This is a genomic window from Micromonospora sp. LZ34 (assembly GCF_052981855.1).
In genome coordinates this window covers 283,235-301,994 of record NZ_JBRIQN010000002.1, presented here as the reverse complement: position 1 = coordinate 301,994, position 18,760 = coordinate 283,235, and the positions used below count along the sequence as shown (strand labels likewise).

At 71.3% G+C, this 18,760-nt stretch carries 16 protein-coding genes and 1 tRNA gene; 3 read left to right on the top strand and 14 right to left on the bottom strand.

Annotated features, from left to right (window positions below):
• Positions 1–258 (bottom strand): hypothetical protein, encoded by a 258-nt coding sequence (locus tag ACVCAH_RS03735; RefSeq protein ID WP_447134612.1) that lies wholly within the window; start codon positions 256–258, stop codon positions 1–3.
• 319 nt (positions 259–577) lie between these two features.
• Between ACVCAH_RS03735 and ACVCAH_RS03730 the strand changes: the two genes are divergently transcribed.
• Entirely contained in the window at positions 578–1,753 is a 1,176-nt protein-coding gene (locus tag ACVCAH_RS03730) for a low temperature requirement protein A (RefSeq protein ID WP_447134611.1), read from the top strand.
• A 632-nt stretch (positions 1,754–2,385) separates the two neighbouring features.
• Here ACVCAH_RS03730 and ACVCAH_RS03725 read toward each other — a convergent pair.
• The 4 genes from ACVCAH_RS03725 to ACVCAH_RS03710 form a co-directional block, all read right to left on the bottom strand.
• Positions 2,386–2,886 carry a hypothetical protein gene (locus tag ACVCAH_RS03725; protein ID WP_447134610.1) on the bottom strand — a complete coding sequence of 167 codons (501 nt, stop codon included), beginning with the start codon at positions 2,884–2,886 and terminating at the stop codon, positions 2,386–2,388.
• Positions 2,879–3,283, bottom strand: coding sequence for a hypothetical protein (locus tag ACVCAH_RS03720; protein WP_447134609.1), 405 nt, complete (start codon positions 3,281–3,283; stop codon positions 2,879–2,881). The genes ACVCAH_RS03725 and ACVCAH_RS03720 overlap by 8 nt, the downstream gene beginning before the upstream one ends.
• Before the next feature lie 299 nt (positions 3,284–3,582).
• Positions 3,583–6,888: a type ISP restriction/modification enzyme gene (locus tag ACVCAH_RS03715; RefSeq protein WP_447134608.1), complete on the bottom strand. Its 3,306-nt coding sequence runs from the start codon at positions 6,886–6,888 to the stop codon at positions 3,583–3,585.
• Between the two features lie 195 nt (positions 6,889–7,083).
• Positions 7,084–7,167, bottom strand: a tRNA-Tyr gene (locus ACVCAH_RS03710).
• 148 nt (positions 7,168–7,315) lie between these two features.
• On the opposite strand from ACVCAH_RS03710, the gene ACVCAH_RS03705 reads away from it, so the two are divergent.
• Positions 7,316–7,810, top strand: coding sequence for a YajQ family cyclic di-GMP-binding protein (locus tag ACVCAH_RS03705; RefSeq protein WP_447134607.1), 495 nt, complete (start codon positions 7,316–7,318; stop codon positions 7,808–7,810).
• 213 nt (positions 7,811–8,023) lie between these two features.
• Here ACVCAH_RS03705 and ACVCAH_RS03700 read toward each other — a convergent pair whose 3' ends face one another.
• From ACVCAH_RS03700 to ACVCAH_RS03660, 9 genes are all read right to left on the bottom strand, one after another.
• Positions 8,024–9,283, bottom strand: a complete 1,260-nt coding sequence (locus ACVCAH_RS03700; RefSeq protein ID WP_447134606.1) for an MFS transporter — start codon at positions 9,281–9,283, stop codon at positions 8,024–8,026.
• 186 nt (positions 9,284–9,469) lie between these two features.
• Positions 9,470–10,345 carry a zinc metalloprotease HtpX gene (gene htpX / locus ACVCAH_RS03695; RefSeq protein ID WP_447134605.1) on the bottom strand — a complete coding sequence of 292 codons (876 nt, stop codon included), beginning with the start codon at positions 10,343–10,345 and terminating at the stop codon, positions 9,470–9,472.
• A 120-nt stretch (positions 10,346–10,465) separates the two neighbouring features.
• A complete protein-coding gene (locus ACVCAH_RS03690) occupies positions 10,466–12,013 on the bottom strand; it encodes an NADH-quinone oxidoreductase subunit N (protein ID WP_447134604.1) in 1,548 nt (515 codons plus the stop codon).
• Positions 12,014–12,074: 61 nt separating this feature from the next.
• Positions 12,075–13,580 carry a complex I subunit 4 family protein gene (locus ACVCAH_RS03685; protein WP_447134603.1) on the bottom strand — a complete coding sequence of 502 codons (1,506 nt, stop codon included), beginning with the start codon at positions 13,578–13,580 and terminating at the stop codon, positions 12,075–12,077.
• Positions 13,577–15,523, bottom strand: a complete 1,947-nt coding sequence (locus ACVCAH_RS03680) for an NADH-quinone oxidoreductase subunit 5 family protein (protein WP_447134602.1) — start codon at positions 15,521–15,523, stop codon at positions 13,577–13,579. The genes ACVCAH_RS03685 and ACVCAH_RS03680 overlap by 4 nt, the downstream gene beginning before the upstream one ends.
• The gene (nuoK, locus tag ACVCAH_RS03675) at positions 15,520–15,903 is read right to left on the bottom strand and encodes an NADH-quinone oxidoreductase subunit NuoK (RefSeq protein WP_447134601.1); all 384 of its coding nucleotides are present in this window, start codon (positions 15,901–15,903) and stop codon (positions 15,520–15,522) included. Before nuoK ends, ACVCAH_RS03680 begins: the two co-directional genes overlap by 4 nt.
• Positions 15,900–16,439, bottom strand: coding sequence for an NADH-quinone oxidoreductase subunit J family protein (locus ACVCAH_RS03670; RefSeq protein ID WP_447134600.1), 540 nt, complete (start codon positions 16,437–16,439; stop codon positions 15,900–15,902). The genes nuoK and ACVCAH_RS03670 overlap by 4 nt, the downstream gene beginning before the upstream one ends.
• 70 nt (positions 16,440–16,509) lie before the next feature.
• Positions 16,510–17,142 (bottom strand): NuoI/complex I 23 kDa subunit family protein, encoded by a 633-nt coding sequence (locus ACVCAH_RS03665; protein ID WP_447134599.1) that lies wholly within the window; start codon positions 17,140–17,142, stop codon positions 16,510–16,512.
• A 55-nt stretch (positions 17,143–17,197) separates the two neighbouring features.
• Positions 17,198–17,629 carry an ester cyclase gene (locus ACVCAH_RS03660; protein ID WP_447134598.1) on the bottom strand — a complete coding sequence of 144 codons (432 nt, stop codon included), beginning with the start codon at positions 17,627–17,629 and terminating at the stop codon, positions 17,198–17,200.
• Positions 17,630–17,681: 52 nt separating this feature from the next.
• Here ACVCAH_RS03660 and ACVCAH_RS03655 point away from each other — a divergent pair, with 52 nt between their 5' ends.
• A complete protein-coding gene (locus ACVCAH_RS03655; RefSeq protein ID WP_447134718.1) occupies positions 17,682–18,755 on the top strand; it encodes a glutathione S-transferase family protein in 1,074 nt (357 codons plus the stop codon).
• Positions 18,756–18,760 lie beyond the last annotated feature (5 nt).

The window sequence follows — 18,760 nt, the reverse complement described above, 5'->3', positions numbered from 1 at the left end:
CTAGTGATTTCGCCGGCGGTTGGACTCCTGCCGGATCGCCTCCGTGAGGTCCCGCCAGGTGCCGGCCGAGGTCTTCATCATCCGGTCGACCATCGAGCGGGCAGCGGGTTCGTCCGGGAAGTCGTATGAGACTTCCTGCCCCCCGTCACCGCCGAGGCGGCCCCGCACTCGCCACAGCCGACCGTCGGAGAGCAGCCAGATGTCCCGCCGGGCCATGCGACCCCACGACCCGTTCCACCAGCGCCCCCGTACCTCCACGAGCAACAATCTAGTCGAACAGACGTACGATCCGGCCGGCTGCCGGCGATGTCGGGTCTCAGCACGTGCGTGACAGATCGGTATCAGGACCTGGTTAACTCTCCGCCACCTGTGGCACTGGCCCGACGCCTGGCCAAGGTCGACGAGCTGATCAGAACCGGCGGCGACGGCTGGAAGGAACTGATCGGCCTCTACCGTCGCCCGCCACGGGCGAGGCCGTTCGACCCCAGGCCGCAGCAGCACATCCACCTCCACCAGCCCTGCCGGGTGGTACGACTGTCTCAGAGGCCGACAGAAGCGGCAGAAACGGGGCGAGCGGATGACGAGTGGCGCAGCCCGGCTGCTGCGACGACCGGAGGAGCACCGGGCGACGTTCCTGGAACTGTTCCTCGACCTGGTGTTTGTCTTCGCGATCTTGCGGCTCTCGGATGGGCTGCGGGACCATATGGACTGGAGCGACGCCTTCCAGACGCTGGTGCTGCTGCTCGCCGTGTGGTGGGTGTGGACCCAGACGGCGGGGATAGGCGACACGTTCGACCCGCAACGGCCAGCGATACAGGCGCTGATCATCGGGTGCATGTTCGGCAGCTTGGTGCTGGCGGCCGCGGTGCCTGAGGCGTTCGGCGAACATGGCCTGGTCTTCGCAGGCGCGTACGTCGCCGTCCAGGTCGGCCGCAGCCTCTTCCTCGTGATCGTTACGCGTGGCCACGAGCGGCGGCCTCCCGAGGTGCGGGTGCTGTTCTGGTACGGCGTGTCGGCGGTGCCGTGGATCGCGGGCGCTGTCGTGCAGGGTTGGCCGCGTGGGGTGCTGTGGGCGCTAGCGGTGGCCGTGGACTACACGGCGCCGAGACTCGGCTGGCCCACGCCGAGGCATGGCCACGCCAGTGCGGCGGAGCTTTCGATCTCGGCCGAGTTCCTGGCCGAGCGGCATCGGCAGTTCTTCATCATCGCGCTCGGCGAGCTGATTCTGGTGACGGGGCTGGGGCTCAGCAGCAACGCCTTCGAGGCGGACCGCAGCGCGGCGGCCGTGGTGGCGTTCGCGACCACGGTGCTGCTGTGGCGGATCTACATCCACCGTGCCGGGGAGGCGTTGGGCGGGGCCGTCGCCGCCGCCCCTGATCCGCTCCGCATTGCCGTCCTCGCGATATACGCCCACCCGGTCATGGTCGCCGGCATCGTCGCGATCTCCGTCGGCGACGAGCTCGTCATCGAGGACCCGTTCGGGCACACACAACCGGCGTGGGTCGCCGTCATCCTCGGCGGACCCGCACTGTTCCTCGCCGGACGGGCCACCTTCGAGTACGTGGTGTTCGGCCGGGTGTCCCGAGACCTCGTGGCCGGGGTCCTCGTGCTCGCCGCCATCTCGCCGGCAACGATCTTCCTGCCGCCGGTGCTGGTCGCCGCCGCCGCTGCTCTCGTCCTGGCCGGGATCGCCGTATCCGACGCAGCCCGTGCCCGAGGACGCCCACCCGAGCCGCCCTCACCACCTGGCTAGCCAGAAAGTGTCACCACGTCCCGAGACAGATCTGTCACCCAGGTCCCGAGACCGGACACGGGACTGCCGGCGGACTGCCGGCGATGTTGTGCAAAGTTTCTGTACGTCTTCAAGGCGGCCCTGAACGGGCCGCACGCGCCGCCGCCAGGGCGCGCGCCGGCCGCTGCCGCTGCCGCTCTGCGGCCGACCCGCCAACGCCCGGCGGCTGGCGCGGAGAGCGGGGAGCCCGGAGGGCCGCCGCAGAACGACAGACCGTTGACGGGTGGTGTGGTGGGCCGGCAGCCGGCCGGGCCGCGCGGCCAGGACCCGCGCGACGTGAGGAAGCGCACGCCGGCCGCGTCGGCGAGCTGGCGCACCGGGCGGGGTTGCGGCTACGGCGCCTCCGGCGGGGGCGCTCCGGCTCCAGGATGGCCGAAGATCGTCGGCAGCCGCCGGGTCCGTGGGTGGTTGCCGTAGGCCATCCCGCCTGCCATCGACCCGGGCAAGCCGAGCAGACCACCGCCCGGCGCGCCAGCGTCCGAACCTGCGTCAAGGCTCGCTTGACATGGCGCACCGGGCGGCGGCCCGCTCCCCCAATTGGGCGGGTCGACGGCAGACGGGATGGCAGGGCGTCCTCGTTGGCCCTGTTCGGGTCAGGCTGGAGCCATGTGACGAACCGCGTCCGTTGCCTTTTGAACAATCTGGCGACGAGAGGGCGGCAACGGCGGATCTTGCTGAAGGGCAACAGTCATCGCTTCAAGGCAAAACTCAATGAAAGCCTCAGCTACCTCGTCCGGGCTCAAGCCTGCCGGGAGCTGCCACTCGCGCTCGAAGATCAACCGGTTGGCCGTTGCCGTGCCTATGGTCGTGTACCTCGACGTCAGCGAGTGGAAAACGATGGTGTCAAGCACCTCGTTGTCGTCATCGGCGCTCAGATAGCGTTCATCTTCGTCTGTGAGAGGTACGTACAGCCAAGCCGAGATCTTGTCATCGTCTGAGAACACGCGCCAGAAGAGGCAGGCTTCGCCCTTGGCTCGTGCCACGCCAAGTGTCGGAACCCCGTTGAACCGATCGAAGATCTCGACTGCATCCAGGTTAGGTAGCGGCGCCCAAGCTAGGTTGCCCAGCTCTGGCGTAGGTCCATAGCTACTCACGCGTACCACCTCCTATGTCAGGTTCAGTGAAGCACTCGGCGAAGATCTTTGCTAGGTCCTCGTCCCACTCCATGGGCTCACCGCCGAGTGTGGGTGCAAGAACGCTGGTGTGCTGCGGGATGGATCCTGAGGGAGTGTGGCGGACCACAAAGCCCCTCGCCCGCAGGGCTCCCGCCGTCGTGTACCGCACGGCCGACAGGGGATGCGCCCACTTGAAGACAAGGATGGCAGCCTCTCTGACCTCCAACCGGCCCCACAGCAAGGACATGTCGGGTTCGTTGTTTTCGACACGCGGGCGGTCCCTGAACCTGCCTACCGAGCCACGCTCCCCCTTGCCGTACTGCGTCAGTTCGGCGTCATTCGGGATCTCTACTGGTGGTATCGCCCGTCGCGGCATGCATCGTCCTCGGGAGTGGGGGCCCTGCGTTTTCATCCCTACACGGACAGCAGTATCGCTCTAAGCTGTGACGAGATCAAACCTCCAACAAGCGGTCATATCCCCCGAATCGTTAAACAAGCGTAGCTGAAGGCCCGTCACGCCAGTGTCAAATTCTTGCCACGAGCCCTAACCTGTCCGGCTGCGGCGGGCCGTCTATGACGCGCACCAGTACGCGGCAGAACGGCGGAGCCGACCCGGTACGCAGCAGCGACGAGCTGGCGGACGCGGGAGAGTGATCTCTACGGCAGACGGACGCTTCAAGAGAAGAGGTCTGGTGCGTGACGGTGGGCCCGCCGCGCGACCTCGGGAACAGGCAGGACGGTTGCTGCGGTCAGGTCGGCGACGGTGATGTGCGGGCCAGCAAGGATGCGGCCAAGCACCTCCTCCTGTTGCGGCTCCAGTTCTACAAGCCGGCGTAGAACGGTCAGCAGATCATTCAGCTCCACCGTCCAGTCATGCGGCCAGCGTTCGGCATGGATGGCGTCCAGAGGGCTGGACCGTCGACCGCCTGGGTTGGCTTTGCGGTAGGAGAACCACTTCTTCACTACCTGCATGCCGCCCACGTCGTACTCCCATACGGCGGGCGGGACTGGCGCGAACGAGCCGGTTCCGGCGTACAGAGTCTGGGCAGCAGGGTCGTAGGTCATCGTCGCGGGGAGAGGGCTAACCGGGATCGCGACGGTGTTCAGCGGCCGTCGCGGGTCGCCGACGGGATAGCGGATGTTGTCTTTGGGACGCTCGGCGGCTGGGTCAGCGAAGGCGGCACCGTAGGTGTGCAGCCAGGCGATCTGTCGGCCGAGCGTGACAGACTCGACCCACAAGGCGGGGTCCGCGGTGAGCGGCACCCGAACGCCGGGCGTTTCGAGTTCCTCAGCGAAGCGACGCGTGAATCCTGGGTGGGCCACAGCGCCGGCGATGTATGCGACGAGGTCCTCCACAGCGACAGACTGTCCGAGCCGATCGCCCAACAAGGTCAGCAGCAGCGTAGGTACGTTCGGGGCACCGCTCGCGTGCCGCATGGGTAATACCCGGCCGCCTCGCCCGTTGAAGTAGTCCATGTCCGGTACCAACGCGGAGAAGAGGACAGCCGGCCCAGTTTCGAACGGGTGTGCATGCTGCTCGACCAGATATACCTGGCCCGGGTCGGCCGCACGCCAGAGCTCGGGGCGAGGATAGTCAAGAACGCGGCTGTCGGGAATGATCCACTGGCGGTCAAAGCTGCGGTAGGCGACGCGCGCGGGCGACGGACATTGGGCCCGCTCTTGATCGATCGTGCCAGTGTGCGATGGCAGGCCGGGTAGCGGTTCGACCTTGGAGTCGATCGTACGGTCGCGGGTCTCCTTAAAAAGCTCCTTACGCTCTTCACGACTAGCGGCGGCAGGCAATGCCGACCATCGGCGCTCAAGAATTTCGGAAGAGGGCGCGTAGACCCAGGTGCGGTTCGGCTTAGCTCCAGGCAACACCCACGGCAGCAGGTCCCCGAGTGCTGGATAGTCGTCCCAGCCAGAGTCGGCGGCTGGCGTCAGCGGAGCAGTCCACTCTGTGCGGGCCGGACGCCACTGGTCACTGGCGAGTGTCAAGTTACGCAGCTGGTCGTACTTCTCAAGCCGTCGCCCATGCAGAGCCGTGTACCAGATCCTTGCGGGCTTCGTTCGATCCGTTGCCGCCCGTCTCACGAAAATGCCGATCGCAAGTGGTCGTTGGACGCCTGGGAAGACTCGGGTGGAGACGTCCGGACGAATACCCTCCGGCGAAACGTTGATGATCCAACCCTCGTCGCATGTCTCGCGGAGGTATTTCCGCATGCCCTTAAACCCAGGCCCGCGCAAGTAGCCGGCGGTGCTGATGAAGGCCACCACCCCCTGGCCCTCGTTGGCATGGGCGTCGAAGACCTTCCAGGTGGCCCACCGCCAGAAGTAGACGTAGAGGTTCTTAAGCACGTATTCGGTGCGGCCGTTGCCGCTCAGCCGGAACGTGTCAAGCGGCGCTGGCTCGTGCGGCGACCCGTTCTCGACCCAGCCGCCGAGCCCTTCGGCCCGCTCACGGTAGGGCGGGTTGCCGATAACCACGGTTACCGGCTGTTGTGCCTTGATCCTGTTGGCACGCTGTCGGGACCGCGACAAGGGCGCATAGGTGGAGGCGATCTGCTGCTGCTCGGCGTGTGGATCATCGAGAGTGTCCGTGACGTACAGGTGTGGCCCGCCCGGGGGGAGGGAGGCCGAGTACTTGCGGAGCATGTCTGACTCGCGTAGCTCGGCGACGGCGTACGGGCCCATCTGCAGCTCGAATCCGATTAGCCGCCTGGCGAGTTGTTCAATCGCGTGGGGCACGGATCCCGCACCGTCTGAGTCGGTGACCTGCTCGGCCACCCGCTTGATGATCGCGTGCAGGAATGTGCCAGTACCCATTGCCGGGTCAACGGTGACGACTTGTGGGGACCAGAATCCGTCCGCGCAGTCCAGCCGGGTACGCAGGACGTCTTCAACCAGGCGCACCATCTCGGTTACTACCTGTATGGGGGTGTAGTAGGTGCCCGACGCCTTGCGTAGCTCGTCGTCGTAGACCTCAAGGAAGTCTTCGTAGAGGTGTAGGTAGGCGTCAGCCCGGCCAGCTCGGATCCGGTCCCACTCGACAGCGTCGACGACTCGGACAAGCAGGTCGAGACTGACTCGGAACCGGTCGGAGATGTTGTCGGTGAGCAGCTGTAGCGCTTTACCCATGACGGAGTGGGTGTGGCCGAGCTTTCGACCGACCTCGTGCAGGTTGCCGTTGACGAGTGAAATGTTCTCCGAACGGGCGAGGAGCAGGGCGAAAGTCACCGCCTGGGCGTAGCCATCGGCAAAGACCTTGTTGTCTGCCGTCGGGAACAGCAGACGTCGCCAATCCTTGGCGAGGCCGGTGAAGGGCTGCTCCTGCTCGGCTTGACCAGCCCGGACGGCGGCCGCCTCGCGGTCGAGTTGGTCCACGACCTCTTGTCGCAGCAGCCGGCACAGTGGTGCGATTGCCTTCACCAGCTGTCGGACCGAGCGGATCGGTGCCGGCTTCCAAGTCAGGAAGTCTCGTAGTAGCTGCTCGAAGCGGGCATCACGGGCTGCGAGCAGATTGCCGGCAGTGGAAAGGGAGCTGTCGAGGTGCACGATTTCGCCGACCTGCTCACCATCCCGGTACAGCATCCACGAGCCGCCGTTGGTGTAGAGCAGGTTCGGTAGATCCTTTAGCCGCTCCCACTGCGCAAGGTTGTGTCCCCTGAAGCTCGCCGGGTCGATTGCCGTGGTCGGCTTCTTGACCTCCAGGTAGCCCGTGATCGTCCCGTTGATCCGGATCGCGTAGTCAGGCCTGACCTTCAAATCATCGAGCGCAGTCTCCGGGTAGTAGGCCATGGTGACGCCAAGGTTGTTGCAGACAGCCTGTAGCAGACGCTCGATCGGAGGCCGGATAGCCGCCTCAGGCTCGCCCGGACCAGCCAGTGCGGTCTTGCACTCCTGACCGAATACAGACACTGCCGAACGCAGCCACTCGCTGACAGCCTCAGTCACGAGGACCCCCCGGATCACCTGAGCCACAACCGGCACTCCCGACACTAGAGGATCAATGAGAGACCTGCTCTCCCCTAGATCGCCGGGCAGTCTTGGCCAGATCGGCTGCCCCCCGCTACGCCCCCAGACTCTGAGCGACGGTGGGCATCGGTCGGACTCAGCGGGACCAAACAAGATCGGCCCCTGACCGCATTTCTGCTGATCAAGGGCCGTCTTCGCACCTGGTGGCGGGTAGAGGATTCGAACCTCTGTAGCTTTCGCGACGGATTTACAGTCCGCTCCCATTGGCCGCTCGGGCAACCCGCCAGGGCACCCCACCGCGTCACGACGCGGCGGCGAAAGCAAGGATAGCGGCTACCCCCGGCACAGGTGCAAGCGGGTACCGTCAGGGGGTCGTACCGCTGGTCAGCGGGGGACACAGGACCACAAACCGCCGGACAGCAGGAGCATGATCATGGCAGCGAACCCGTCGTTCGACATCGTGAGCAAGGTCGACCGGCAGGAGGTCGACAACGCCCTCCGCCAGGCCGAGAAGGAGCTCGCGACGCGGTTCGACTTCCGGGGCACCGGCGCCGAGATCTCCTGGTCGGGCGAGGAGGCGATCAGCCTCCAGGCCGAGACCGAGGAGCGGGTGCGGGCCGCGCTGGAGGTCTTCAAGGAGAAGCTGGTCAAGCGGAACATCTCGCTCAAGTCGCTGGACGCCGGCGACCCGCGCTCCTCGGGCAAGGTCTTCAAGATCGACTGCAAGGTCATCCAGGGCATCGACTCGGACAAGGCCAAGGCGATCAGCAAGAAGATCCGCGACGAGGGCCCGAAGGGCGTCCAGGCCCAGATCCAGGGCGACCAGCTGCGGGTGACCGGCAAGAAGAAGGACGACCTCCAGGCGGTCATCGCCCTGCTTAAGGCCGAGGACTTCGGGGTCGCCCTGCAGTTCACCAACTACCGCTGACCGTGGGCGGGCCGGCCCAGACAGGGCCGGCCGCCCCCGCCCGCTCCAGCGGATGAGACCGGACGGCCGCGGAAGGAACCGCTAGCCGGCGAAGACCAGCAGCAGGATCACCGTCAGGATCGCGCTGATCAGCAGCGAGCCGAGGCAGCCAACCCGGTTCGAGAAGAAGACGAACATGGTTCTGACGTACCCGTCCCGACCCGGGTCCAGACCTCAGGCCGGGACGGGCTCCTCGGCGCGTACCGCCGCGGTCTCCGCGCGGGCGATGGGGCCGGCCGGCAGCGCGGCGACCCCGGCCCCGACGGCGACCGCCGCCCCGGCGAAGAGGAAGGCCCAGGGCACCCCGCCGGCGTGGTCGACGATCAGCCCGGCGACCGCGCCGCCGGCGGCGCTCGCGCCGACCGACATGGTGACCACCCAGGTGTACGCCTCGTTCAGCATGCTGGCCGGCGAGATCCGGCCGACCAGGGTGTTCTCCAGGGTGAGTGCGGGCGCGATGGTGGCGCCGCCGATCACCAGCGCGGTGCCCAGCGCCGCCGGGGTGGGCATCAGCGCGAAGACGGCGAAGCTGGCCGCCACCGCGCCGAGCAGCCAGGCGAACTGCCGGGTCATGTTCGGCGCCGGCCGGCGGACGCCGAACCAGAACCCGCCCGCGGCGCTGCCGATGCCCCAGACGGCCAGCAGCACCCCGGCGAGGCTGTCCGGGTCGTCGGCGGTGTAGTTGGTGGCGAACGCCGGCACGATGACGCCGGCCGCGCCGAAGGCGATGCCCAGGCTCGCTACGCAGAGCAGCAGCGCCGGGAACCCGGCGACCCGCAGCGGGCCGAGCCCCCGGGCGCGGTGCTCGTGCGGGTGCGGGCGCCAGCCGCGCATCACCCGGCCGAGCGCCACCGCGGTGGTACCGACCAGGGTCACCACGGCCGAGCCGACCAGCGCCGCCATGGCGTCGGCGACCAGCACGAACCCGGCCACCAGCAGCGGCCCGAGCACGAAGACGATCTCGAACAGGGTGGTCTCCGCGGCGAGCGCGGTGTTGCGCAGGTGGTACCGGCCCGACGCCGGGCCGGTGAGGTCGTTCCAGGCGCCCCGGATCGCGGCGGTCAGCGGCGGGTAGGTGGCTCCGGCCACCCCGGCGGCCAGGAAGACGAACGCCAGGCTGCCGCCTTCGGCGCGGGCCGCCCAGAGCAGGCCGAGCAGCGCGAGCGGGTGGGCGACCGCGGTGCCGAGCAGCACCGGGGTGGGGCCGACCCGATCGGCGATCCGCCCGGCCACCGGGCTCAGCGCGGCGCCGGAGAGGGCGTAGATGCCGCCGGCGACCGCGGCGAGCGAGTACCGGCCGGTCACCTGCTCGACCACGAGCAGCAGCGCCAGCGGGGTCATGCCGATCCCGAGCCGGCCGACGATGCCGGTGACCAGCAGCATCGGCGCCCCGGGGATCCGCCAGACGCCCAGGTACTGGCGCAGTGCGGCCACGGTCGACCTCCTTGGCAGGGAATGTAATGGGCGGGAGACGTTTCGACCCTAACGCTCGGCCGACCGCCGGAGAAACGGTTTGTGCCCGCGCACACGACTCCGCCCGCGCCCGGAGAACCGGGCGCGGGCGGAGGTGGTGTGGCGGTCCCCCGGCGGCCGGAGGCCGGCCGCCGGGCACCTCTCAGGTCAGCGCTGGAACTGCACCGGGCCGGCGCCGGCGGCCATCCGCTCCAGCCGGGCGACCCGCTCCTCCATCTTCGGGTGGGTGGAGAAGAGCTTCGCCACGCCGCCGCCCTTGAACGGGTTGTCGATCATCAGGTGGGCGGTGCTGGTGAGCTGCCCCTGGGCCGGCAGCGGCCGGCGCTGGGTGCCCATGTGGATCTTCCGCAGGGCGCTGGCCAGGGCCAGCGGGTCGCGGGTCAGCTGGGCGCCGGACGCGTCCGCCTGGAACTCCCGGCTCCGGCTGATCGCCAGCTGGATGATGGTCGCGGCGATCGGGCCCAGGATGATGGTGAGCAGCAGCACGGCCGGGTTCGGGGCGTCCTCGTCGTCCCCGCCGCCCAGCGGGATGAACCAGGCGATGTTCGCCAGGGTGGTGATGATGCCGGCCAGGCCGGCGGCCACGCTGGAGATGAGGATGTCCCGGTTGTAGACGTGCGACAGCTCGTGCCCGATCACTCCGCGCAGCTCGCGGTAGTCGAGGATCTCGGTGATCCCCTGCGTCACGCAGACGGCCGCATGCTGCGGGTTTCGCCCCGTCGCGAACGCGTTCGGCTGCGACGTCGGGCTCACGTAGAGCCGCGGCATCGGCTGCCGGGCCTCGGTGGCCAGCTCGCGGACCATCCGGTACAGCTCGGGGAACTCTGCCTCGCTGACCGGTTGCGCCCGCATCGAGCGCAGTGCGAGCTTGTCGGAGTAGAAGTAGGTGATGCCGTTCATCAGCAGTGACAGGACGACGGCGATGACCAGTCCACCACTGCCGCCGAACCAGTAGCCCACCGCCAGGATCAGCGAGGTGAGCAGGCCGAGCAGCGCGGCGGTCTTCAGACGGTTGTGATGCACGTTCGCTCCTTCGGTGCACGAATCGCCAGGGATCCGCTGACCGGTTCAACAACCCGGTACCCGCCAACCATCCGTCGTATGGCTGTGAGTTGCCTGGGAGCGCGACCACGCGCGCCCGGCTCAGCGGGCGGCGAGGTCGAGCACGAGCTGCGGAGCGACGCCGATGACCAGGGCGACGAGGGTGGCCGCCGCCAGCACCACGGCGACCGTGCCGGCCGACACGGCGGCGACCGCCGGGCCGGCGCCCGGCGAGGTGGTGGCGGCTGGGCCGGCGCCCGGCGAGGTGGTGGCGGCTGGGCCGGCGCCCGGCGAGGTGGCGGCGGCCGGGGCGTAGAGGGCGGCGGTGAGCCGCAGGTAGTAGGCGAGGCCGACGACCGCGTTCACGGCCACCACCACGGCCAGCCAGCCGGCGCCGCCGTCCAGCAGCGCCCGGACCACGGTCACCTTGGCGAACAGCCCGGCCAGGCCCGGTGGCAGGCCGGCCAGCCCGATCAGCGCCAGCCCGAGCGCCGCCGCCCGCCAGGGGTGACGGCGGGCCGCGCCGCGCAGGTCGTCGAGCGTCCCGCCGTCCGCGCCGGCAGGGCGGAGCGCCACCACACCCGCGAAGGCCGCCAGCTCCAGCACCACGAAGAAGACGGCGTACGCGACGGCGGCGGCGTACGCGGCCGTGCGGGCGTCACCGGTGCGGCCGGCGGCCAGCGCCAGCGCGCCGAGCGGGGCGAGGATGTAGCCGGCCTGGGCCACCGACGACCAGGCGAGCAGCCGGACGGTCCGCCGCTGGCGCAGCGCCACCAGGTTGCCGACCGTCATGGTCAGCACCGCGAGCAGGGCGAGCACCGGACCGGTCACCTCGGCCGGCAGCGCGTGCTGCACCACGGCGAGCAGGGCCACCACGCCGCCCAGCTTCGAGGCGGTGGAGAGGTAGGCCGCCACCGGCAGCGGCGCGCCGTCGTAGGTGGCCGGCGCCCAGGCGTGGAACGGCACCGCGGCCACCTTGAACGCCAGCCCGAGCACCACCAGGGCCACGGCGGCGCTGGTCAGCGGCAGGTCGAGCAGCTCCGGCCGGTCGGCGAATAGCGCGCCGAGCCGGCCCAGGTGCAGCGCGCCGGTGGCCGCGTAGAGCAGCGCGGCGCCGAGCAGCGTCAGGGTGGTGGCGACCACGCTGACCACGAAGAAGGTGACCGCCGCCTCGGCGCTGGCCAGGCTGCCCCGGCGCAGCCCGACCAGGACGTAGAGCGGCAGGGTGAGCGTCTCCAGCGCCACGATCAGGGTTATCAGGTCGCCGGCCGCGCCGAGCACCACGCCGCCGGTCATCGAGCAGGCGAGCAGGAAGGCGTACTCCCCGACCGGCGACTGCCCGGCCCGCAGCGCCGGGCCGGAGAGCGCCAGCACGCCGAGGGTGAGCAGGGCGACGACCGCGCCGACCAGGGCGGCGCGCCCGCCGAAGACGTACGAGCAGTCGGCGCCGACGCAGAAGGTGCGCCGCTCGGCTCCGGCGCCCACCAGCGCCGAGCCCAGCGCGGTGGCCACCGCGCCGAGGGCGGCCGCCGCGACCGTGGCCCGCGGTCGGGCCAGCACCAGGTCGGTGACCAGCACCAGCACGGCGGTGCCGGCGGCCAGGTACGCCGGCAGCAGCGCCACGTTGTCGACGCTCTGCACCACGCTCATGCCGTCACCCCGCCTCGCCGGCCGGCCACCGCGCCGAGCCCCGTCGGCGTACGTAGCACGCTCACGGCAGCACCTCCACGAGTGCGTCGACCGGCGCCTCGGCGACGCCGAGCACCAGTGCGGGGGCCAGCCCGACCGCCAGGGCCAGCAGCACCAGCGGCGCCCAGGCGGTCACCTCGGCCCCGGCCAGCCCGGGGGTGAACCGGGCGACCGCCGGGCTGGGCCGGCCGTGCGTCACCATGCGCAGCAGCCGGAGGAAGTACGCCGCGGTGAGCGCTCCGCCGACCGCCGCCAGCACCCCGAGCGTGGTCCAGAACGCCCCGCCGACCTCGACCGCGGCGATCACCGCGAACGCCTCGCCCCAGAACCCGGCCAGGCCGGGCAGTCCCAGCGAGGCGACCGCGGCGAAGCCGAGCAGCCCGGCGAGCCGGGGCGCGCTCTCCCGCAGCCCGGACAGGTCGGCGAGCGAACCGGTGTGCGCCCGGTCCTTCACCGCGCCGGCGAGGAAGAAGAGCAGCCCGGTGATCACCCCGTGCGCGACGTTGCCGATCAGCGCGGCCTGGATGCCGGTGGTGGTGAGGGTGGCGACGCCGAGCAGCACGAAGCCCATGTGTCCCACGCTCGAGTACGCGATCAGCCGCTTGAGCTCGTCCTGGGCGAGGCAAACCAGCGCGCCGACCAGGATGGCGGCGACCGCCAGCGCGCCGAGCACCGGCGCCGCCCAGCGGGCCCCCTCCGGCGCCACTCCGACCGCGACCCGGATCAGGCCGTAGGTGCCCATCTTGAGCAGCACCCCGGCGAGGACCACGCTGCCCACCGTGGGCGCCTGGGTGTGCGCGTCGGGCAGCCAGGAGTGCAGCGGCCAGAGCGGGCTCTTCACCGCGAACGCCAGCGCCAGCAGGGTGAACGCGGCCAACTGGGTGCCCCGGGACAGCCCGGCACCGCCGGTGAGCGCCACGATGTCGGCGGTGCCCGCGGCGGCCACCACGACGTAGACGCCGACCAGCAGCAGCACGGAGCCGAGCAGGGTGTAGAGGGCGAACTTGCGGGACGCCCGCCGCCGGTCCGCGCCGCCCCAGCCGGCGATGACCGCGTACATCGGCAGCAGGACGACCTCGAAGAAGACGAAGAAGAGCACCAGGTCGAGGGCGAGGAAGGTGCCCAGAATGCCGACCTCGACGACCAGCAGCAGGGCCACCAGGGCCCGGCCGCTACCGCCGTCGGGCACCTTCCACAGCGTGTACCCGCAGCAGAGCAGGGTGAGCAGGGCGGTCAGCACCACCAGCGGCCAGGAGATGCCGTCCACCCCGAGGTGGAAGCGCAGGTCCAGGCCGGGCACCCAGGGCAGGTCGACCCGGTGCCAGGGGCGCACCGCCGGGGCGCTCGGGGCGTAGCCGGACCAGGCCCGGTCGCCGAGGCCGAGCAGCGCGGCGGCCAACAGGGTGACCGCGGCGGCCACCGTGCCGACCACCCGGGCCGCCCGGTCCCGGGGCGTCGCGGCCACCGCGACCGCGCCCAGCGCCGGCACCGCGAGCACCGCGACCAGCAGGAACTCTCCCGCGCTCATGCCGCCCCTCCGATCAGCGCGGCGGCCAGGCCGATCAACAGCGCGCCGGCGAGCACGCCGGCCGCCGCCCGGGGCAGCGCCGCCCGGTGCAGCGACGCCAACCCGCCGCCGAGGCCGACCGCGGCCCGCCCGCTGCCGGTGACCGCGCCGTCCACCACCACCTCGTCGCCGGTACGCACGCCGCGGGCCAGCGCGCCGGTGGGGCGTACGACCAGGGCGTGCTGGACGTCGTCGAGCCGGAACGCGCGGGCGAACACCGGCCGCAGCGGGCCCAGCGCGGTCGCCGGGTCACCGGCCGGATCCCGCCGCCAGCCGGCCCAGGCCAGCCCGGCCCCGAGGGCCAACAGCGCCAGCGGCAACAGCACGGCCGGGGTCAGGTGCACCAGCGCCGCCGGCGACAACAGGTCGGACGGCAACTCGGGGGTGGCCAGCGGCGCCGGCCGGACCCGGTCGGCGAACGGACCGGCGAAGCCGGCCAGGCCGAGCAGCGCGGCCGGGACGGCGAGCAGCAGCACCGGCCAGCGCAGCACCGCCGGCGGGTCGTGCGGCGCGGCCAGCGCGGTGCGGGACGTGCCGAAGAAGGTGCGCAACAGCAGGCGGGTGGCGTACCAGGCGGTGAGCGCGACGCCGGCCAGGCCGGCCAGCCAGACCAGCCAGCCCACCCAGGACGCGGCCGGGCCGGCGTCGTGCAGGGCGGCCTCCTGGGCGGCGGCGAGCACGCCGTCCTTGCTCCAGAAGCCGGACAGCGGCGGCAGCCCGGCCAGCGCGCCGAGACCGACCACCGTGCACCAGAAGGTCACCGGCATGCTCCGGCGCAACCCGCCCATCCGCGACATCAGCGTGGTGCCGACCGCGTGGATCACCGCACCGGCGGCGAGGAAGAGCAGCGCCTTGAACGCGGCGTGGGTGAGCAGGTGGAACAGCGCGGCCGGTGGCGAGCCGACGGCGAGCGCGCCGGTCATGTAGCCGATCTGGGAGACCGTCGACCAGGCGAGTACCCGCTTGAGGTCGTCCTGCGCGGTGGCCGCGAGCGCGCCGAGCAGCAGGGTCACCGCGGCCATCACCCCGAGCACGGCCAGCGCGACCGGGGCGCGCTGGAACAGCGGGTATAGCCGGGTGACCGCGTACACCCCGGCGGCGACCATGGTGGCGGCGTGGATCAGCGCGGAGATCGGGGTCGGGCCGGCCATCGCGTCGGGCAGCCAGGTGTGCAGCGGGAACTGGGCGCTCTTGCCGGCCACCCCGGCCAGCAGCAGCAGGCAGGCGGCGGTGAGCGTGCCGGTGGCGTGGTCGTGGGCCAGCACGTCGGCGATCCGGAAGCTGCCCGCCGAGACGCCGAGCAACGCGATGCCAAGCAGGAAGCCGACGTCGCCGACCCGGGTGACCAGGAACGCCTTCATCGCCGCCGCGGGCGCCTCGGGCAGCCGGCGGTCGTGCGCGATGAGCAGGTAGGAGCAGATGCCCATCACCTCCCAGCCGACCAGCAGCAGGACCAGGTCGCCGGCGACCACCACGAGCAGCATGGCGGCGGTGAAGAGGCTGATCTGCGCGGCGTAGGGCGGGTAGCGGTGGTCGACGTCGACGTCGTCGTGCGGGCCGCGCTTGAGGTAGCCGATCGAGTAGACCTGCACGGCCAGAGCCACCGCGGCGACCGCGACCGCGACCAGCGCGGCGGCGCCGTCCAGCCGCACCCCGAGGGTGACGCTCAACCCGCCCAGGTCGACCCAGGTGGTGGACGCCTCCGCCGCCCCGTCGAGGGTGACCAGCAGGGCCACCGCGAGCGCGAGCGCGCCGGCCGCACCGGCCACCCCGAGGGCGATCGCCGCGCGACGCGCCCGGTCCTCACCGGCGTCGCGCGGCGCGGGCGGCAGCAGCAGGCCGAGCAGGCCCGCCACCAGCGGTACGACCGGCAGCAGCGCGCCGAGCAGCGTGGTCGTGCTCACCGCTCCCCCTCCGGGCGGTCGGCCGGCCCGGACCGGGCTCCCGCCTCGACAGCGACGGGGGTCGGCTCGGTCGCGGGCTCGGTCAGCGGGACCTCGTCCACGGCGACGCTGGCCCGCAGCCGGTAGAGCTGGAGCACGATCGCCAGCCCGACCCCGATCTCGGCGGCGGCCAGCACGATCACGAAGAGCGCGAAGACCTGCCCGCCGTGCGGCAGCGCCGCCTTCGCGGTGGTGTCCGCGGTGACCAGGACCAGGTTGACCGCGTTGAGCATCAGCTCGACCGCCATCAGCACCAGCACCGCGTTGCGCCGGCGCAGCACGCCGTATACGCCGAGGCCGAACAGCAGCGCCGCGGTGACGTACGGGACGACCGGCCTCACCGCGACCGCCCCTGCTCGGCGCGGTCCCGCCCGGCGTCCGGCCGGCCGATGTCGGGACGGGAGAGCACGATCGCGCCGACCAGGGCGGCCAGCAGCAGCACCGAGAGCACCTCGAACGGGAGCACCCAGCTGGCGAAGATCTCCTCGCCCAGGCGTTCCGCGGTGCCCGCGTCGGGCAGCTCCACGGTCGTCCAGCGGTACGCGTCGACCAGCAGGGCGGCCAGCCCCAGCCCGGCCCCACCGCCGATCAGCGCGGCCGGCCAGCCGGGGCGGTCCAGGTCGTCGGAGGCGCCGATCGGGGCCCGGGTCAGCATCACCGCAAACAGCAGCAGCACCACCACGGCACCGACGTAGATCAGCACCTGCACCCAGGCCACCATCTCGGCGCCGAGCACCAGGTAGATCCCGGCCAGCGCGCCCAGGCAGACCACCAGGTAGAGGCCGGCCCGGACCAGGTGCTTCGTGCCCACCACCAGCGCACCCGAGCCGACCGCCACCGCGCCGAGGGCGAGTAGCAGCACGTCCGCACCGGTCACCGCGCCACCCCTGCCGTCCCGGCCTCAGCTCGCGACTGCGGGGCTCGCAAACCCCGCTCACTCCTCGCGCTCACGGCCTGGCCTCGCCGGGCTCCGGCTCCGGGCGTACGGCCGGGGCGGCCGGCCGGTCGGCGGGGGCGGCCGGGACGGCGGCCTTGCGCGCGGCGGCGGTCTCCTCCTTGGCCGGCTCGCCGTTCGGGTCGTGCGCCGGCGGCGGCGGCACGGTGCCCATCCACTGCCCGAGGTGGTCCTTGTCGTGCAGCAGGTCCTTGATGTCGTACTCGGCGTACTCGAACTCGGGCGACCAGTAGAGCGCGTCGAAGGGGCAGACCTCGACGCAGATGCCGCAGTACATGCAGAGCGAGAAGTCGATGTCGAACCGGTCGAGCACGTTGCGCTGGCGGGGGCGGGCGGCGCCGGGCACCGCCACCTCCTCCTTGTGCGAGTCGATGTAGATGCACCAGTCCGGACACTCGCGGGCGCAGAGCATGCAGACCGTGCAGTTCTCCTCGAGCAGCGCGATCACGCCACGGGACCGGGGCGGCAGCTCGGGGGCGACGTCCGGGTACTGCTGGGTGGTGGATCGCCGGGTCATCGTCTTCAGCGTGACCGCGAGCCCCTTGACCAGACCCGCGCCGGGCAGGCCGCGATCACCGGTGCCGCCGGCCTCGCTGCGCTCGCTGCGGTCGCTCATGCCGACCATCCTGCCCTGTGCCCGCGGCGCGCGCGACCACCCCCCGGTGCCCGGCTCGGCCGGATCACCCCCCGGTCGCGCCGACGCCGCCGGCGGGCGGGAGCATCTCGACGCCGAGCTGCTGGAGGACCTGGAACAGCTCGTTGCAGCTCCACACGTCGATGATCCGGCCGGTCTCGTCGAAGCGCAGGAAGGTGGCGCCGGAGTAGCTGACCACCCGGCCGGTCGGCGGCACCGGGCCGAACTGCCCGGCCTGGGTGCCGGCCGCCCGCCAGTGCACCGCCACCCGGTTCCCCGCGGCCACCAGGTCCACGATCTTGTAGCGCAGATCCGGGAAGGCCGCCCGGCGGTCCCGGTGCCAGGCGAGCGTGCCCTCCGGCCCGGAGCCGCCCAGCCCGGGGCACTCCGCGGCGATCAGGTCGTACGCGGACTCCTCCCGGCCGGCGTTCCAGACATCGGCGATGAAGCGTCGGGCCGCCGCCTCCACATCGGTCATCCCGGCAGCGTAGTCAGCGCACGCCGGGCCGGCCGGCCCGAGATCCGCAATGATGGAGGCAGACGACGACGGCACCGGAGGAGACGGCGTGGGCGGCGAATCAGGCGGGACGACCGGCGGCAAGTACGTCGAGCCGGGCGGCGAGTTCACCCGGGACCAGCGCTACATCGCCACCCGGGTCACCGCCGACGGGCGGGACGGCTATCCGGTGGAGCCCGGCCGTTACCGGCTGGCGGTCAGCTTCGCCTGCCCCTGGGCCAACCGGATGATCATCGTCCGCCGGCTGCTCGGGCTGGAGGGCGTGCTCTCCATGGCGGTGGCCGGGCCGACCCACGACGCCCGGAGCTGGACCTTCGACCTGGACCCGGGCGGGCGCGACCCGGTGCTCGGCATCGAGCGCCTCCAGGAGGCGTACTTCGCCCGGTTCCCCGGCTACGACCGGGGCATCACCGTGCCGGCGATCGTGGACGTGCCGACCGGGCAGGTGGTGACCAACGACTACGCGCAGATGAGCCTGGACCTCTCCACCGAGTGGACGGCGTACCACCGCGAGGGCGCGCCGGAGCTCTACCCGGAGCGGCTGCGCGACGAGATCGACGAGGTCAACGCGATGGTGTTCCGGGACGTCAACAACGGCGTATACCGTTGCGGCTTCGCCGGCAGCCAGGAGGCGTACGAGTCGGCGTACCGCCGGCTCTTCGACCGGCTGGACTGGCTCAGCGAGCGGCTGGCCGGGCAGCGCTACCTGGTCGGCGACACCATCACCGAGGCCGACGTGCGGCTGTTCACCACGCTGGCCCGCTTCGACCCGGTCTACCACGGCCACTTCAAGTGCAACCGGAGCAAGCTCAGCGAGATGCCGGTGCTCTGGGCGTACGCCCGGGACCTGTTCCAGACCCCCGGCTTCGGCGACACCATCGACTTCGACCACATCAAGCGGCACTACTACGAGGTGCACCGGGACATCAACCCGACCGGGGTCGTCCCGCTCGGGCCGGACCTCACGAACTGGATCACCCCGCACGGCCGGGAGGCGCTCGGCGGCCGCCCCTTCGGGAACGGCACGCCCCCGCCACCCCCGCCCACCGCCGAACGCATCGACCCCACCCACACCCCGCTCCGCTGACCCGG

Excerpts from the sequence above, each read along its gene's own strand:
- ACVCAH_RS03730 (WP_447134611.1), top strand. The coding sequence starts at position 578 with ATGACGAGTGGCGCAGCCCGGCTGCTGCGACGACCGGAGGAGCACCGG.
- ACVCAH_RS03690 (WP_447134604.1), bottom strand. The coding sequence starts at position 12,013 with ATGAGCGTGGTGCAGAGCGTCGACAACGTGGCGCTGCTGCCGGCGTAC.
- ACVCAH_RS03655 (WP_447134718.1), top strand. The coding sequence starts at position 17,682 with ATGGAGGCAGACGACGACGGCACCGGAGGAGACGGCGTGGGCGGCGAA.
- ACVCAH_RS03665 (WP_447134599.1), bottom strand. The coding sequence starts at position 17,142 with ATGGTCGGCATGAGCGACCGCAGCGAGCGCAGCGAGGCCGGCGGCACC.
- ACVCAH_RS03685 (WP_447134603.1), bottom strand. The coding sequence starts at position 13,580 with ATGAGCGCGGGAGAGTTCCTGCTGGTCGCGGTGCTCGCGGTGCCGGCG.
- ACVCAH_RS03720 (WP_447134609.1), bottom strand. The coding sequence starts at position 3,283 with ATGCCGCGACGGGCGATACCACCAGTAGAGATCCCGAATGACGCCGAA.
- ACVCAH_RS03660 (WP_447134598.1), bottom strand. The coding sequence starts at position 17,629 with ATGACCGATGTGGAGGCGGCGGCCCGACGCTTCATCGCCGATGTCTGG.
- ACVCAH_RS03705 (WP_447134607.1), top strand. The coding sequence starts at position 7,316 with ATGGCAGCGAACCCGTCGTTCGACATCGTGAGCAAGGTCGACCGGCAG.